The following is a 15,932-nucleotide window of genomic DNA, read 5'->3' as shown; positions in this document are numbered from 1 at the left end:
GATGGGCCGCAAAGCGGCCCCGACGATTTCTGCATTGACGCTAACTTTCGGGGGCCGCTTCGCGCCCCGTCGCGACACAAGGCCGCTCCTACAAATGCCCGCGCATACCAAGCAGGTAAGTCAGGCGAAGAACCAGTAGCAGACGAAGATCGCCGCGATCACACCGGACAACTCCGCCAACAACGCGCAACCGACGGCATGCCGCACGCGCTGGATACCCACCGCACCGAAGTACACCGCCAGCACGTAGAAGGTAGTTTCGGTACTGCCCTGAATCGTCGCTGCCACCAGCGCCGGGAAGCTGTCCACGCCGTGGGTCTGCATGGTCTCGATCAGCATCGCCCGCGCCGCGCTGCCGGAGAACGGCTTGACCAGCGCCGTGGGCAGGCCCTCGACAAAGCGCGTATCCAGGCCCAGCCAGGTCACGGCATGACGGATACCGTCCAGAGCCAGCTCCAGGGCACCTGAGGCCCGCAGCACACCCACCGCCACCAGCATCGCCACCAGGTAAGGCAACAGGCCCTTGGCCACGTCGAAGCCTTCCTTGGCGCCTTCAACAAAGGCTTCATATACCTTCACCCGCTTCAAGGCACCGACCACCAGGAACAGGATGATCACGCCAAACAGCGTGAGGTTGCCCAGGATCGACGACAGGCTGGCCAGCGCAGCCGCCGACAGGGTGCCGAGGAAGGCCATGAAGCCGCCCAGCAGCAAGGCTCCGGGAATCAGATAGGCAAGCACCACCGGGTCCCACAGGCGCAGACGCTGCATCACCGCCACCGACAGCAGGCCGACCAGGGACGAGACGCTGGTGGCCAGCAGGATCGGCAGGAACACCATGGTCGGGTCCGCCGCACCTTGCTGGGCCCGGTACATGAATATGGTCACCGGCAGCAAGGTCAGCGACGAGGCGTTGAGCACCAGGAACAGGATCTGGGCGTTGCTCGCCGTGGTGCTGCTGGGGTTCAGTTCCTGCAGCGCGCGCATGGCCTTCAGGCCGATAGGCGTAGCGGCGTTGTCCAGGCCCAGGCCATTGGCGGCGAAGTTCATGGTGATCAGGCCCAGGGCAGGGTGGCCCGGCGGCACCTCCGGCATCAGGCGGGCAAACAGCGGGCCCAGCACCTTGGCCAGCCATTCGACGATGCCAGCCTTCTCGGCGATCTTGAGAAAGCCCAGCCACAGGGTCAGCGTGCCGAACAGCAGCACCATCACCTCGACCGACAGCTTGGCCATGGCGAAGATGCTCTCGACCATCGCCGCGAATATGCCTGCGTTGCCGCCTACCAGCCATTGGGCCAGGGCGGACACTGCCGCCACCAGGAAAAAGCCAAGCCAAAGGCCGTTGAGCATCCGAGTGTTCCCCCTGAAAAATGCCCGAATGATAGCGTATCAGGGCGTAAGGCTGGAGACCGCAGCCGCACACAGGCCCCTGTGGGAGCGGGCGTGCCCGCGAAGCAGTCAACGCGGTGGATGGCACCGGCTTCGCCGGTGTTCGCGGCGGTTCGACGCCTCGACAAGCCCGCTCCCACAGGGATGGAGCAGGGTATCGAGAAAAGGGGCCGCGAGCGGCCTGGACTCGCACAGACAACAAAAAGCCCCGACAGGTCGGGGCTTCTTGTTCAGCACATCAGGCTCAGCGCTTGGCAGCTTCGCCAACCATGGCCGCTTCCTGCTTGCCGGCCATCAGCGAGGCGTAGTACTTCTCACCTTTGGGCTGCGTCGTACATGCCTTCCCAACGGGCGATGACCAGGGCTGCCAGAGCGTTGCCGACAACGTTCAGCGCGGTACGGGCCATGTCCATGATACGGTCGACACCGGCGATGAACGCCAGGCCTTCCAGCGGAATACCCACGCTGCCCAGGGTGGCCAGCAGGACCACGAAGGAAACACCCGGTACGCCAGCGATACCCTTGGAAGTGACCATCAGGGTCAGTACCAGCAGCAACTGCTGGCTCCACGACAGGTCGATACCGTACAGCTGGGCAATGAAGATGGCCGCGATGCTCTGGTACAGGGTGGAGCCGTCGAGGTTGAACGAGTAGCCGGTCGGAACCACGAACGAACAGATCGACTTCGGTGCACCGTACTTCTCCATCTTCTCGATCACGCGCGGCAGCACGGTCTCCGAACTGGAGGTGGAGTAGGCGAGGATCAGCTCATCTTTCATGATGCGCATGATCTTGATCACCGAGAAGCCGAACAGGCGGGCAACCAGGCCCAGCACCATGAAGGCGAAGAAGGCGATGGCGAAGTACACCAGCAGCACCAGCTTGGCCAGCGGCAGCAGCGAGCTGAAACCGAAGTTGGCGACGGTCACGGCGATCAGGGCGAACACGCCGATCGGGGCGTAGTTCATGATCATGTGGGTGACCTTGAACATGGTCTCGGAAACCGCCTGGAAGGTACGCACCAGCGGGTCGCGCAGCTCTGCCTGCAGGCTCGACAGGCCCAGGCCGAACATTACCGAGAAGAAGATGATCGGCAGCATTTCGCCACGCATCAGCGCTGCGAAGATGTTCGACGGGATCAGGTTCAGCAGGGTTTCGATGAACGCATGCTCATGCTGCACTTCAGCCGCTGTGGCCTGGTACTTGGAGATATCCACGGTACCCAGGGTGCTCATGTCGATGCCGGCGCCCGGGTGGAACAGGTTGGCCAACACCAGACCGACGACAATGGCGATGGTGGTCACCACTTCGAAGTAGATGATGGTCTTCAGGCCGATACTGCCTAGTTTCTTCGCATCGCCAACCCCGGCGATACCCACGATCAGCGACGAAATCACGATCGGGACGACGATCATCTTGATCAGGCGAATGAAGATGTCACCAGCTGGCTGGAGGACGTTGCTGATCCACCATGCCTTTTCTGCACTGAAATGATTCAGTAGAGCGCCGATTGCAACACCCAGGACCAGACCGATGACGATCTGCCAGGCGAGGCTCAGTTTTGCCTTCTTCATGTCTTTACCCTTTGTTCTAGTGGTCATGGGCACCCAACGGAAACGCGCGTAACAGAGCCCTTGGCTAGGTCACGGGCAGCAGATGCTTCCGTCCGGCGACTTCATGTAAGGACACCGCAGGCGAGCGACAGGGCGCTCGGGCCAGCGAAAAAGGCGGCAACTATTGCGATGGCCAAGGGGGAAATCTAATGCCGGAAGCGCATACCCTATGCCGCTAACGCATAATGTTTCTGACCAAAACGCGAGGTTCGCAAGTCCTTGATTTACAACGTTCGGATTCCCGAACAAGACCAAACCGCCATATTTAGGCAGATTTGGCAGGGCGAAAAGCACAGAGAAGATGACCTGTTCGACAAACCGAATGGCTGATATGCCGCTTGAACAAGCGCCACACTGGTCGAAAAAAAGTTGATGTACGGTCGAGACAAAATGTGTCTCGGAGAGGAAATCGCGCAGGGAAAGAGACGTGTCCTACATGGCTCCTCGGAAGCCAGGTCTGGCCAGGTGCCCCAATGACACCGCCGACCTGAAACTTCCGATTCCGCCTTTCCTGACCCGGCCCATTGCTGGAGGCACTCCCTGTACCCCTAGGCCACTCCGATCCTGCAACAATCAGAACAGCCCGGCCCCTTGGTCATGTGCAGCCCCTCCTCGGGGCGGCGCATCATAGAAGGCTGAAATATAGAAAGGTTCAGCTTCTATTATGTGACAGTGCATGACTTTTCATCCGTACCGGGTGCAAACCCTCAGTACCAGTTCGGGTCACGCTTCAGCTGCTCCTTCAACATTGCCTTCATGCCATCATCCGGCTCACCCAGCCAGCGGTACTGCGCATGGCGAGTGGGCGACTTGTCGTTCGGCAAACCTTCGGGTACTTCCACGAGCATCCCGTAGGCATCGTCCTTGTCCCAGCTGAATGCCACGATCAGGCGCTTGTAAGTGCAGTTGTCCTGGCCTTCGCACAACGGGCCGACCAGGTATTTGTCGCCATCCTCGGTAACGGCGGACATCTGCTGCTGGGCACTGCCGGTCAGATTGACTACCCAATCGGGCAGGCGTTCCTCGCCTTTGATAGTGTCCTGCCAGGTTTCCCGGTACTCCGGGTCCGAGCCGAGCAGCTGGTCGACCCGGACCTGGCCGTCATTGGCCGCCATTGCCGTCGCGCTGCCACCCATTAACAGGGCGGCAGCCAAGGCTGTCCAACGCTTGCTGCCCATCTTCAACCTCGTCCACGTCCAAAGAAGAAAGAGGCTACGAACAGCACCAGGAAGACGATGAACAGAATCTTCGCGATACCCGTGGCAGCGCCCGCAATACCACCGAAGCCCAGTACGGCGGCGACAATGGCGATGATGAGGAAAGTGATAGCCCAACTCAGCATGGTGGTTCTCCTTTCTTTTTCGGAATCGGTCCGGCCGGCGATCAGAACACCCAGCGATCCTGGGGTACGACATTATTCAGAGTGGCCGGTGAGCCAGTGGCCTGCCCGGTTGGCAGCGGGTCGGCGGCTTTGATCAGGGTGTTGGCACGGGTTGCCTGAATCTGCGTCAACAGGGCGGTCTGCGCCGCCACTTGCTCGGCCAGGCGCGCGGTCTGCCAGCTGTAATAGAAGAGGCCAGCGGCCAAGGTCAGCAGCAGCGCCAGGCCGAGTGACAGCATCTGGCGCAGAGGCAGTGCGGCGCTCTGCGAGCGGTTGACGGATCTGCGGTTCATGCCGGCTCCTCCTGCTGTAATTCTTGTTCAAACCTGAACAGGTAATTGCAGCCTGCGTGCCAGTCTTTCTCCGGAATAAAAATCCTTTTAAATCAAAGGTTTACGTACATTGCGCAAGATCGGAAAGGACGTATCCTGCACGATGCCGCACTGGCCGTCGTGCGAATTGCACGATCAGCCCTCGACCTTGGTCGCCACCTTGAGCAGGTCGGCATCCACCCCGCGCACGCCAATGATCTGCCGGGCGATCTCCACCGCAATGGTTTTCTGCTCGCTGCTGACCACCTCGCCCGACAGCCGAACCAGGCCTTCTTCGCTTGCCACTTTCAGGTTCAGGCCATCGAGGTTGCGGCTGAAACGGTAGCTGTTCTGGATCTTGTCGATGATCCAGCTATCGCTCGGTTGCGGCCCGGTCGGCGCTCCCACCGGGTTTTCCCGGGCCTTGGCCATGGCGGCGGTATCGAGGCTGACCAGGTTGTTGACCAGGTGCACGCCCTCGGTGGTGCGCGCTACCACCCCTGCCAGCTCCTTGGCCTCGGCACTGTCCACCTTGCCGCGCAGGGTCACTACACCTTCGCTGCTTTGTACATCTATAGGCGCCTTCTCGGTGGTGCGACTCCAAAGCAACCGCGCACGGATCACTGCGGCCAAGGTGGCATCCTCCAGGCGCTGAGCGTAGGCACGCAGCTCCAGCGGGCGCTCCACCAGCCGGGCATTGACCCGCAGCTGGTTGTCCACGTGTTCGATGCCACGGGTAGCCAGGGCTACATGCTCGGCCAACTGGCGCTCGACGTCGTTCTCCACCTCACCGGAAAGCCGCGCCTGCTTGCCGTCCACCTCGACCTCGATACGGAACGGGTCGAGCATGCGGTTCAGAGACAGGGCAGTTTGCAGGGCCCCCTCCAGGCGGGCGTCCTGCACCGGGTCGGCGAATACCGGGGTGAACACCGGCAACAAGGTGGCTGTCAGCACGGCGGCGCGGATAGACAAGGACATGGCAGGGCCTCCTTTTGTGAAGCAAAAGCTGAAAATCCTCGCAACCAATGTGCCATCGACGACCTCTAAGGAAATCATCGGGATATCGCGGCCTAAAGGCGCTGATGGGCCATTGGCTAGCATGCAAAGGACAGGTTCCTTCACAATGGACCATGCAACTTGCCCGATTTTTCCCACACTAAATGAAGATCTATCCCAAAGGAGCGTAGGAAATGGAATCAGCCCAGGACAACCAAGGCCGCATTCTGCTGGTGGATGACGAGTCCGCGATCCTGCGCACCTTCCGCTACTGCCTGGAGGATGAAGGCTATAGCGTGGCCACGGCCAACAGCGCCGCCCAAGCCGAAACCCTGCTGCAGCGACAGGTATTCGACCTATGCTTCCTTGATCTGCGCCTGGGCGAAGACAACGGCCTCGATGTGCTGGCGCAGATGCGTATTCAGGCGCCCTGGATGCGAGTAGTGATCGTCACCGCGCACTCGGCGATCGACACGGCGGTGGACGCGATCCAGGCCGGTGCCGCCGATTACCTGGTCAAACCGTGCAGCCCCGACCAGCTGCGCCTGGCTACCGCCAAGCAGCTGGAAGTGCGTCAGCTTTCTGCTCGCCTGGAGGCCCTGGAAGGTGAGGTTCGCAAACCCAAAGACGGCCTCGACTCGCACAGCCCGGCGATGATGGCGGTGCTGGAAACCGCCCGCCAGGTCGCCACCACCGACGCCAACATCCTTATCCTGGGCGAGTCGGGCACCGGTAAAGGTGAGCTGGCCCGAGCCATCCATGGCTGGAGCAAGCGCGCGCGCAAAGCCTGCGTGACCATCAACTGCCCATCGCTGAACGCCGAGCTGATGGAAAGCGAGTTGTTCGGCCACACCCGCGGCGCCTTCACCGGAGCCAGCGAAAGTACCTTGGGGCGAGTCAACCAGGCTGATGGGGGTACGCTGTTCCTCGACGAAATCGGCGATTTCCCACTCACCTTGCAGCCCAAACTGCTGCGTTTCATCCAGGACAAAGAATACGAGCGCGTCGGTGACCCGGTCACTCGCCGCGCCGATGTGCGTATCCTCGCCGCCACCAACCTCAACCTCGAAGAGATGGTGCGCGAAAGCCGCTTCCGTGAAGACCTGCTGTATCGCCTGAACGTCATCACCTTGCACCTGCCGCCGCTGCGCGAGCGCAGCGAAGACATCCTGACCCTGGCCGACCGCTTTCTCGCCCGCTTCGTCAAGGAATACTCCCGGCCTGCCCGCGGCTTCAGTGATGAAGCCCGCACGGCCCTGCTCAACTACCGCTGGCCCGGCAATATTCGAGAATTACGCAACGTGGTGGAGCGGGCCAGCATCATCTGCCCGCAGGAGCGTGTGGAAATCAGCCACCTGGGCATGGGCGAGCAGCCGGCCAGCAACGCCCCGCGTGTCGGCGCAGCGCTGAGCCTGGATGAACTGGAACGCGCCCATATCGGTGCGGTGCTGGCCGCCAGCGACACCTTGGACCAGGCCGCCAAGACCCTGGGGATCGATGCCTCCACCCTGTACCGCAAACGCAAGCAGTACAACCTGTGAGGTGGCCGCCCATGAAGCTGCGCACGCGGCTTTTTCTCAGCATTTCGGCGCTGGTCACGGTGGCCCTGCTCGGGTTGCTGCTGGGCCTGGTCAGCGTGCTGCAGATGGCTACGGTGCAGCAGCGGCTGGTGCGCGATACCACCCACGCCCTGGAGGTAGGGCTGAAATTGCGCCAGAACCTTGGCGAACAGCTGACCCTTATCCTTGATGAAGACACCGCCCCGGAGAGCCTGCGGCTGCTGCAGGACAACTTTCAGATGCTGCTCAACCAAGGGCTGGAACAAGGCGGCGAGCGCACGGGCTTCAGCAAGGCCAGCAGCAATTACCAGGCCTTCCTCCAGGCCTACCGCGATAGCCCGGCGCCGGCCCGTAGCATGGGCGTGGAGCAGCCCCTGGGCGCCGCGTTCAACCAGGTGCGCACCGACCTGATCGAATCGCACAAGGAGGCCCTGGAACACATCACCCGCAGTGAGGAGCACACCCGCGACCATGCCCTGCTGGTCAGCGGCGTACTTGGCCTGATGGGCCTGGTGGTGCTGGTCCTGGGCTTCATTACTGCGCACAACATCGCCCGGCGCTTCGGCCAGCCGATCGAAGCCTTGGCCCAGGCGGCCGATCAACTTGGCAAGGGCAATTTCGACGTCACCCTGCCGGTCACCCAGGCCACCGAACTGAACCAGCTGACCCGCCGCTTCGGCTTGATGGCAGAAGCCTTGCGCAAGCACCAGGCCACCAACGTCGACGAGCTCCTGGCCGGCCAGCAACGCTTGCAGGCGGTACTGGACAGCATTGACGATGGCCTGCTGATCATTAACCGCCAAGGCCGCCTGGAACACCTCAACCCAGTAGCACAGCGCCAGCTGGGCTGGACCGACAGCCGTGTCGGCAGCAGCCTGGCCGAAGCCCTGCAGCGCCCGGAGCTGGAACAGCAGCTACGCCAGGTGCTGCGCGGCGGCAATCTGGACCGCCAGCCGGACGACCTGAGCATTGAGGTCGATGACGAAACGCGCCTGCTCGCCTACAGCCTTACCCCGGTCAGCCATCCCCAAGGGCCGATCCTTGGTGCGGTGATGGTGCTGCACGATGTCACCGAGCAGCGAGCCTTCGAACGCGTGCGCAGCGAGTTCGTGCTGCGCGCTTCCCACGAGCTGCGTACCCCGGTGACCGGGATGCACATGGCCTTCGGCCTGTTGCGCGAGCGGCTCAGGTTCCCCCCCGAGGCGCGCGAGCATGACCTGCTGGAAACCATCGGCGAGGAAATGCAGCGCCTGACCCAGTTGATCAACGACCTGCTCAACTTCAGCCGCTACCAGAGCGGAATGCAGAAGCTCGACCTGGCCCCGTGCGCCATCGACGAGCTGCTGGAGCGCGCACAACAGCGCTTTGCCGAACCGGCGGCGCACAAGCAGATCGAGTTGATCACCGAACTGGAGCCGCCGCTGCCGCGTATCCAGGCCGATGTCACCCAGCTGGACCGGGTGCTGGATAACCTGTTGCACAATGCCATCCGCCATACCGCCAGCGGCGGGCGTATCCGCCTGCACGCACGACGGCATGCGGAACGGGTGATCATCAGTGTCGAAGATAACGGCGAGGGCATTGCCTATGGGCAACAAGGCCGCATCTTCGAACCCTTTGTCCAGGTAGGGCGCAAGAAAGGCGGCGCGGGGTTGGGGCTGGCCTTGTGTAAAGAGATCGTGCAGCTGCATGGCGGGCGCATGGGCGTGTTTTCCCGGCCAGGGCAGGGGACCCAGTTCTACATGGCGCTGCCGGTCTGACGGCTCGTGACACGCCCCTTGCAGGAGCGGCCTTGTGTCGCGATGGGCTGCGCAGCAGCCCCCTGCGATTTATGCACTGTGGCCTGGATCCTGGGGCTGCTTTGCAGCCCATCGCGACACAAGGCCGCTCCTTGTATGTTGTGTCTGGCCTAGCGGGAGAGGTTATTCTCGTCGGGCTGAAGAAGCACTTCCGGGGAGGCCGATCGCTCCTGAAGGCAGGTATTGCCCCTGACCTTGTATGTAGAGAGGCCCCCCGCCTCATTGCCCCACTGCGAAGAGTATCGAGAAGCCGACAAGTCGGACTTCGCATTACAAGGTTGCAGCAGCATGAAGTTCGAGGTCGGGGAACCGGAGGCCATTGTTACCTAACTCGCTTGGGAGAGGGAAGGAATGAGTGTCTGGGTTGGCGTCGATATCGGCTCACGTACTTCGGTCGTTGGGGTGCGTAAAGATGGGCGTCCGGCCGGACAGTGGGATATCGCTCAAACCCCTGCAGGCCGTAAGGCTGCGGTGAAAAAGCTGCTGGCACTCAAACCCAAGTCGATCGTGATGGAGGCGACCGGAATCTATTACCTGGACTTGGCCCTTGAGCTACATGCGGCTGACCTCCCTGTATCCGTGATCAACCCCAAGAGCTTCCACAATTTCGCCAAACTGATGCTGGTGAACAGCAAGACCGATGCAATAGATGCTCAACTGCTGTCCGAGTACGGCGAGCGTATGACACCGCGCTTGTGGACACCTCCAAGCCTTGTGCAGCTTGAACTGAGGGCTCTGGGGCGACACATCAATCGTTTGGTGGGGCATCGTACAAGGGCGAAGAACGAACTGCATGCATTGCAGGCGACCGCTACAACCGTGTCGATGCTGATCGAGGATCAGGAGGAAGCGATTGCTTCACTGGATAATCGAATTGAGCGCTTTCGTAAGGCGGGCCGCGAGCTGGTCGCCCAGTGTCCGACGCTTACTCGGCAGTACAAGCAGCTGCTCGCAGGGCCTGGGATGGGAGAAGTCTCTGCACTTGCGGCATTGGCTGAACTGACCATCCTTCCTCAAATGCTCAAGTCCTCGCAGGTAGCTCGCCACGCGGGTCTCGATGTTCGACAGACCCAATCGGGAACGAGCATTGATAAGCCCGGCAGACTCGGCAAAAGTGGGAATGCTTATCTACGGGCAGCCATGTACATGCCTGCCTTGACCGCAGTGCGCTGCGACCCTTATGCGAAGGCTTTTTACGAGTCGTTGGTCAACAGGGGCAAGAAGAAAATGCAGGCTATCGCTGCTGTCATGCGCAAGTACCTGACAGGCATCTGGGCATGTATGCGCGGGGATGAGCCATTTGATACGGCCAAGCTTTTCAGCTCTGAACACCTCAGAAAAGCTTGACCGCCAACAGAGTATCTACAGGGATCTCGCAGGCCAGCAGCAATCGCTCAATGCTCAACCCGCCGCGGCAGCTGTCCGCGGGTCACCAGTTCGGCAAACTGCCGGGCATTGAGTGGCCGCGCAAACAGCCAGCCCTGGCCATAATTGACCCCTTCGCTGTTCAGCAGCACAGCCTGGTCTTCACACTCGATGCCTTCGGCAATCACCCGCAAGTGCAGGTCATGAGCCATGCGGATGATATGCGGGGCAACACCGCTGCTGGCGGCATCGTGTCCCAAGGCATCGATAAAGGCCTTGTCGATCTTCAGGCAGTCCACTGGCAGGGTCTGCAGGTAGGCCAGGCTGCAGTAGCCCGTACCAAAGTCATCGATCAGCACCTGATGCCCCACCGCGCGCAGCGCCTGCAGGTTGTCGCGGGCCACCACCACGTCGATCAGCCCGCGCTCAGTCACTTCGAAGGCAATCTGGCTGGCCGCCACCCGGTGCAACGCCAGCAAGCGCGCCGCCACCCGGCCAATGCGCGGCACCATCACATCGCAGGCCGCCAGGTTCACCGAAATGTACAAGTTTGGGTGCGAGCGCAGCAACTGCCCGAGTTGCTCCAGCACACGCTGCAGGACAAAGTCGGTGATCTGCCGAATCTGCCCGGTGTTCTCCGCCAGCGGAATGAACAGGTCCGGGCTGGTCAGGGTGCCATCCGGGCGACGCCAGCGCACCAGGGCCTCGGCCCCCACACAGCGCCGGCTGTCGAGCTCGAAGATCGGCTGGTAGAGCACCTGCAGCTCGCCGCGGCGCAAGGCATTTTGCAGTTCCGAGCTCATCGAGCGCCGCTGCAGGATCAGTTGCAGCACCAGCCAACCGATGCAGCAGGCTGCCAGTACACTGCCAGGGAACAGCAGCCAGAGCATGCCGTTCATCCTCAACGGCAGACTCGCCCGTGGGGCGATAAGCACCAACTGGTAATCCGGCGACTTGGTTGGCATGCGATAGATCAGGCGGTCGCTGAGTTCGAGCAGCGCCTTGTGGCTGGTCGACCAGGCCGAGGGCGGCGGCCATACCTGCGGTGGGCCCAGCACGGGGATCGCCCGGGTGCCGTGGTCCAGCACCACCACCAGGCTTCCGCCCGGTGGCAGGTCGACTACATCGGTCAGGTGCCCACGGGAGGTGGACACCACGAACTTGCCCCGCCCCAGCATCAGCGCGGCCAGGTTCTCGTTCGGTTCGGTCGTGGTGTTCAGCCAGTAGCTGTAGGTCGGCCCCTGGATATCGGGGGCGCGCAACGGCTCGAACGCGCGCTCATCACCGCGGTTGGAGCACACGACATCACCGTCCACGTAGGCGGCTTCATAAATGAAGCGTGAACTCAGGCCTACCTGCTGCAATGCCGTCAGCATCGCCGGGCTGCAGCCGCGCAAGGGCTGCGCCTGCAGCAGGTCGACCCCTTCGCGCAACTGGCCGAACACCTGCTCGAGGCGCTCGAGAAAGCGTTCGCCCTGGGCATTCATCTGTGCACTCTCGCTTTGCTTCATCTGTTGCAAGGCAATGCCGATGCTGGCAGAAAGCAACAGTGCCGCGCTGGCCAGTGCTGCCAATGTGGCCAGCATCCAGGGACGGTAAAAAATTTGGCGCAGCAAGGCGATGAGGGCTGACATCGAAGGCATCCGGTTGATAACTAAGGTATAGCAACTGGATCAGGAATCACCTTCGCCGTTGGGCGCTTCGTTTCCTTGTTGGGATATTGGCCACCTCCCAAGGCTGCGCTGTCGCGCAGAGAACTCGGTATGCAAGCGCGACACGGACCCTGTGGGAGCGGGCGTGCCCGCGAAGAAGTAAACGCGGTGGCTGGCACCGGCTACGCCGGTGTTCGCGGGCGCGCCCGCTCCCACAGCGTCCGCGTAGCCTCGCTGACGGCTCAACGCATCCGGTTGAGCACTTGCAGCATCGCCGCCGTCTGCGCATCCGGCATGCCATCGAAGCGCTGCGGGCGGAAACGCATCTGGAACGCGGCGATTACATGGCGGGTGGCAACATCCAGTACCCCAGTCTGCTCGATCGCATAGCCAAACCGCGCCAGCTCCTGCTGGTACCAGCCAACGCTGGGCGGGTTGACGCTGAAATAGGCCTGCTGCCGTGCCACGGCATTGGCGTCCGGCCAGACACCCAGCCCGGCGTCGGCCAGGCGCTTCCACGGGAACAGCGGCCCCGGGTCCAGCTTGCGCAGCGGCGCGATATCGCTGTGGCCAATGATGTGCCGTGGCTCGATGTTGTTACGTTTGACGATGTCCTTGAGCAGCGCGATCAGTGACTGGACCTGCGTTTCGCTATAAGGGTGCCAGACCCGGCCATTCGGCGTGTCGGTGAAGCCCGGGTTGACGATTTCGATACCAATGGAGGATGAGTTCAGCCAGGTTCGCCCCTGCCACTGGCTATCACCGGCATGCCAGGCGCGGCGGCTTTCATCCACCAGCTGGTACACCGTCGCCGGGCCGTCACCGATCAGATAATGGCTGCTTACTTCGCCATGGGTGAGCAACGCCAGGGAACGCTCCAGCGAAGCATTGGTGTAGTGCAGGACAACGAACTGGATGCGGTTGTCCTGATTGGCCGAAGGGTGGCTACGGTCGATGCGCAGGCCCGTCGAGCAACCGGCAACAGATAACAGCAGGAAGGAAATCAGGGTTTTTTTAAGCGTGGAAAGCACGTCAATGGCCTCAGCTAATGAGCGCTACAGTATAACGTGCTCGCCAAGGGGCGTGCTTGCCGCGAGTCTGCGGCTGGCGGCTATGCCTGTTCCACGCGATTGCGCCCCAACTCCTTGGCCCGGTAGAGCGCCGCATCTGCGCGCTTGAGCACCTGGTCACCGCGCTCGCCAGAACGGAATGCACCCAGGCCGATGGACGTGGTGATCACCACCCTTTCGCCCTTGAAGTGGAACGGGCATGCCTCGACCGCGGCCCGCAGCGCCTCGGCCATCTGGGCGGCGACGGCCGGCGAGGTCTGCGGCAGCAGCAGGACAAACTCCTCGCCGCCAAAGCGGGCGATGAAATCACGGCTGCGCAGGCGCTTGCGCAACTGGTCGGCGACGATCTTCAGTACCTTGTCCCCGGCCAGGTGCCCATAGCCGTCGTTGATACGCTTGAAATGGTCCAGATCGAGGATCGCCATCGCCAGATGACCGCCGTGCGCCTGCCATTCGAGTATCTCTCGCTCGACCCGCTCGCTCCACGCCGCGCGGTTGGGCAGGCCGGTAAGGGGATCGAGCAGGGCCTTCTGGCGCTGCTCTTCCAGGTGCTCGCGGTAGCCGAGCGCCTCCTGCTCCATGTTCGCCACCCGTTCCGACAGCCCTTGCAGGCGCCCGGCCAGCTCCTGCTCGCGGCGATCGCGCTCGTGCTTGTGCTCGTCCATGGTCACCAGCAGGCCTTCCAGGCGGTTTTCCAGAATGTGCTTGAGGCTGTCCACATCGGCGGCACCTTGCACACTGCTCTGCAGCCCATCGACGTGCTCACGCAACTGGGTATCCAGTTCGCGGGCGGCCGAGCTGTTGTCGGCATGACCGGCGCTGGCCTCGTGCAGGTGGCTCTGGAAACCTTCCAGCCGTTCGTTGAGCTGCTGCAGGTAGGTTTCGAATTCGTGCTGGCCGCTGTCAGTGATCGCCAGCATGAGCACCGCCAGGTCATCCAGCACGGGGATCAGCTCATACCAGTTCAAGCCGCGGGCCACCCGCTCGCGCATGTTCAGTGCCTGGGCCTTGTGCCGCTCCGGCAAGCTGAGGTCATCGAGCAGACCGATCAGGGTATGCTCGATGTGCGCGGCGACCTGGCTGTAAGGCGGCTCTACCGCGTAGGGCAGGGCATAGGGGCCGTCTTCGCCGAAGCTTTCCTCGAGGGTTTGTACCGGTTCTGCTTCAGCTGGCGGCTCGCTGGCGGCAACTTCCGGGGCTGGCTCCAGTTCGGCCGTTTCGATCAGCGCCGGGCCAGCAGCCTCCAGCTCGGGTGTGGGCGCCACGGGCACCTCGCCAACAGCTGGCAGCGGCTGCAGCGCGTCCACGTCGTCGGCATCGACCCTGCCCGGCGCCACCTCGGTAACAGGCAGCGCCACAAGGGCTGGCTGGCCTTGCGCGTCATCCTCGCGGCTACCGAACAAACGCTGCAGGAACCCGGGCCGGGCGTCTTCTTCCGACTTGCCCAGCGCTGACAGCGCACGGCCCTGCAAGCCACTCAACTCACCTAGCAACGGCGGCAGGTCGCGGGACTGGGCCACGCCACCGTCGAGCTTCTTCGCCAGTTTTTTCAACGGCCGCGATACATCGTTTGGCAGCGGCAGGCCTTGCAGTTGAGCGACCAGCGCGGCCAGTGCATCGCTGACCTGATTCATGCGGGTTTCCCGGCGGTGCTCGGAGTCCAGCACCGCTTTCTCAAGGCGCGGAATGAGCCCGGCAAGGCCGGCATCCATGTTGTCGCTGCGGATGACCTCGCGCATTTCCTTCATGCACTCGTCCACTACCTTGTCGCTGCCTTCGGCAGCCAGGGTGCTGCGTACCAGGCCGCGGCGCAGCAGGTCGAGACGGGCGTCCCAACGGCGCTCGAGCTTTTCCTGCTGCTCGATGCTTTTCAGGTATTTTTCTTTCCAGCGCTCAGCGTCTTCAGTCATGCCCGGGTCCGCAAACGGTGATGGCAATTAGCTCAGGACCGGCAGCGTATCCACAGTCAATGCATCAGGCAATCGAATCTCGACAGCAACGGGAAGGTGGTCGGAAATCGGCTGCGCCAGCACCTCGACACGCTCCAGCGTGAGGCTTGGGCTGAGCAGGATGTGGTCCAGACAACGCTGTGGGCGCCAGCTGGGGAAGGTGGCCTCGACTTGCGGGGCAATCAGGCCCAGGTCGCGCAACGGTGAGTGCTGCAGCAGGTCGGTAGCATGGGTATTCATGTCACCCATCAGCACCTGGTGGCGGTAGCCGCCAATCAGCTCGCGGATGTAGCCCAGCTGCAGGGCGCGGGTCTTTGCGCCGAGGGCCAGGTGCATCATCACCACGATCAGCGCATCTTCACCCTCGCCAAAACGCACCAGGATCGCGCCACGCCCAGCCGGGCCAGGCAACGGGTGGTCCTCGAGCAACTGCGGCTTCAGGCGGCTGAGCACGCCATTGCTGTGCTGGGCAAAACGGCCAAGGTTTCGGTTGAGTTGCTGGTACCAGTAGGGGAAAGCGCCAAGATGGGCCAGGTGCTCGACCTGGTTGACGTAGCCCGAGCGCAGGCTGCCGCCATCGGCCTCCTGCAAGGCCACCAGGTCGAAGTCGCCCAACAGTTGGCCGAATCTTCTGCAGGTTGCCGGCACGCCCGTTGTGCGGCAGCAGGTGCTGCCAGCTGCGGGTCAGATAATGCCGGTAGCGCTCGGTGCTGATGCCAACCTGGATATTGAAGCTGAGCAGCCGCAGGCGACCATCCTCGGGCAGGCCAGGGGCCTGCAGGTGATGTTCGTTGACCTGCGGCTGGTGCAGGCCAATGCCACGCGCGGTTCTGAAGCGGCGCATGGGT

General features: G+C 62.4%; 11 protein-coding genes and 2 pseudogenes. 3 read left to right on the top strand and 10 right to left on the bottom strand.

Translation table 11 applies throughout. The annotated features are described in order from the left end of the window. Window positions 1–120 precede the first annotated feature (120 nt). From QIY50_11240 to QIY50_11215, 6 genes and pseudogenes are all read right to left on the bottom strand, one after another. Window positions 121–1,350: a nucleoside recognition domain-containing protein gene (locus QIY50_11240; protein ID WGV22686.1), complete on the bottom strand. Its 1,230-nt coding sequence runs from the start codon at window positions 1,348–1,350 to the stop codon at window positions 121–123. Window positions 1,351–1,633: 283 nt separating this feature from the next. Beyond that, window positions 1,634–2,963: pseudogene (gene gltP / locus QIY50_11235) on the bottom strand (glutamate/aspartate:proton symporter GltP). Window positions 2,964–3,709: 746 nt separating this feature from the next. Beyond that, the gene (locus tag QIY50_11230) at window positions 3,710–4,180 is read right to left on the bottom strand and encodes an inhibitor of vertebrate lysozyme family protein (GenBank protein WGV22685.1); all 471 of its coding nucleotides are present in this window, start codon (window positions 4,178–4,180) and stop codon (window positions 3,710–3,712) included. A 2-nt stretch (window positions 4,181–4,182) separates the two neighbouring features. Beyond that, on the bottom strand, window positions 4,183–4,344 hold the full coding sequence (locus tag QIY50_11225) for a DUF1328 domain-containing protein (protein ID WGV22684.1): 162 nt from the start codon (window positions 4,342–4,344) through the stop codon (window positions 4,183–4,185). A 41-nt stretch (window positions 4,345–4,385) separates the two neighbouring features. After that, the gene (locus QIY50_11220) at window positions 4,386–4,676 is read right to left on the bottom strand and encodes a hypothetical protein (protein ID WGV22683.1); all 291 of its coding nucleotides are present in this window, start codon (window positions 4,674–4,676) and stop codon (window positions 4,386–4,388) included. A 174-nt stretch (window positions 4,677–4,850) separates the two neighbouring features. After that, window positions 4,851–5,672, bottom strand: a complete 822-nt coding sequence (locus tag QIY50_11215; protein WGV22682.1) for a BON domain-containing protein — start codon at window positions 5,670–5,672, stop codon at window positions 4,851–4,853. Window positions 5,673–5,884: 212 nt separating this feature from the next. On the opposite strand from QIY50_11215, the gene algB reads away from it, so the two are divergent. The 3 genes from algB to QIY50_11200 all read left to right on the top strand — a co-directional run bounded on the left by algB (window position 5,885) and on the right by QIY50_11200 (window position 10,395). Then, a complete protein-coding gene (algB, locus tag QIY50_11210) occupies window positions 5,885–7,231 on the top strand; it encodes a sigma-54-dependent response regulator transcription factor AlgB (protein ID WGV22681.1) in 1,347 nt (448 codons plus the stop codon). Window positions 7,232–7,242: 11 nt separating this feature from the next. After that, on the top strand, window positions 7,243–9,009 hold the full coding sequence (locus QIY50_11205; protein WGV22680.1) for a KinB sensor domain-containing domain: 1,767 nt from the start codon (window positions 7,243–7,245) through the stop codon (window positions 9,007–9,009). 390 nt (window positions 9,010–9,399) lie between these two features. Further along, window positions 9,400–10,395 (top strand): IS110 family transposase, encoded by a 996-nt coding sequence (locus QIY50_11200; GenBank protein WGV22679.1) that lies wholly within the window; start codon window positions 9,400–9,402, stop codon window positions 10,393–10,395. Between the two features lie 47 nt (window positions 10,396–10,442). Here the strand turns inward: QIY50_11200 and QIY50_11195 are convergent, their stop codons facing one another. The 4 genes and pseudogenes from QIY50_11195 to QIY50_11180 form a co-directional block, all read right to left on the bottom strand. Beyond that, the gene (locus tag QIY50_11195) at window positions 10,443–12,047 is read right to left on the bottom strand and encodes an EAL domain-containing protein (GenBank protein ID WGV22678.1); all 1,605 of its coding nucleotides are present in this window, start codon (window positions 12,045–12,047) and stop codon (window positions 10,443–10,445) included. 260 nt (window positions 12,048–12,307) lie between these two features. Next, window positions 12,308–13,096 (bottom strand): N-acetylmuramoyl-L-alanine amidase, encoded by a 789-nt coding sequence (locus QIY50_11190; GenBank protein ID WGV22677.1) that lies wholly within the window; start codon window positions 13,094–13,096, stop codon window positions 12,308–12,310. An 80-nt stretch (window positions 13,097–13,176) separates the two neighbouring features. After that, on the bottom strand, window positions 13,177–15,045 hold the full coding sequence (locus tag QIY50_11185) for a diguanylate cyclase (GenBank protein WGV22676.1): 1,869 nt from the start codon (window positions 15,043–15,045) through the stop codon (window positions 13,177–13,179). Window positions 15,046–15,072: 27 nt separating this feature from the next. Further along, window positions 15,073–15,928: pseudogene (locus QIY50_11180) on the bottom strand (endonuclease/exonuclease/phosphatase family protein). Window positions 15,929–15,932: the final 4 nt, after the last annotated feature.

Source organism: Pseudomonas putida (assembly GCA_029953615.1).
Lineage (GTDB): Bacteria > Pseudomonadota > Gammaproteobacteria > Pseudomonadales > Pseudomonadaceae > Aquipseudomonas.
This window is presented reverse-complemented; position numbering and strand designations above follow the sequence as displayed.

Bases quoted from the DNA above. Each gene is read 5' to 3' on its own strand.
- QIY50_11240 (WGV22686.1), bottom strand. From the start codon at position 1,350: ATGCTCAACGGCCTTTGGCTTGGCTTTTTCCTGGTGGCGGCAGTGTCC.
- QIY50_11230 (WGV22685.1), bottom strand. From the start codon at position 4,180: ATGGGCAGCAAGCGTTGGACAGCCTTGGCTGCCGCCCTGTTAATGGGT.
- QIY50_11225 (WGV22684.1), bottom strand. From the start codon at position 4,344: ATGCTGAGTTGGGCTATCACTTTCCTCATCATCGCCATTGTCGCCGCC.
- QIY50_11220 (WGV22683.1), bottom strand. From the start codon at position 4,676: ATGAACCGCAGATCCGTCAACCGCTCGCAGAGCGCCGCACTGCCTCTG.
- QIY50_11215 (WGV22682.1), bottom strand. From the start codon at position 5,672: ATGTCCTTGTCTATCCGCGCCGCCGTGCTGACAGCCACCTTGTTGCCG.
- algB (WGV22681.1), top strand. From the start codon at position 5,885: ATGGAATCAGCCCAGGACAACCAAGGCCGCATTCTGCTGGTGGATGAC.
- QIY50_11205 (WGV22680.1), top strand. From the start codon at position 7,243: ATGAAGCTGCGCACGCGGCTTTTTCTCAGCATTTCGGCGCTGGTCACG.
- QIY50_11200 (WGV22679.1), top strand. From the start codon at position 9,400: ATGAGTGTCTGGGTTGGCGTCGATATCGGCTCACGTACTTCGGTCGTT.
- QIY50_11195 (WGV22678.1), bottom strand. From the start codon at position 12,047: ATGTCAGCCCTCATCGCCTTGCTGCGCCAAATTTTTTACCGTCCCTGG.
- QIY50_11185 (WGV22676.1), bottom strand. From the start codon at position 15,045: ATGACTGAAGACGCTGAGCGCTGGAAAGAAAAATACCTGAAAAGCATC.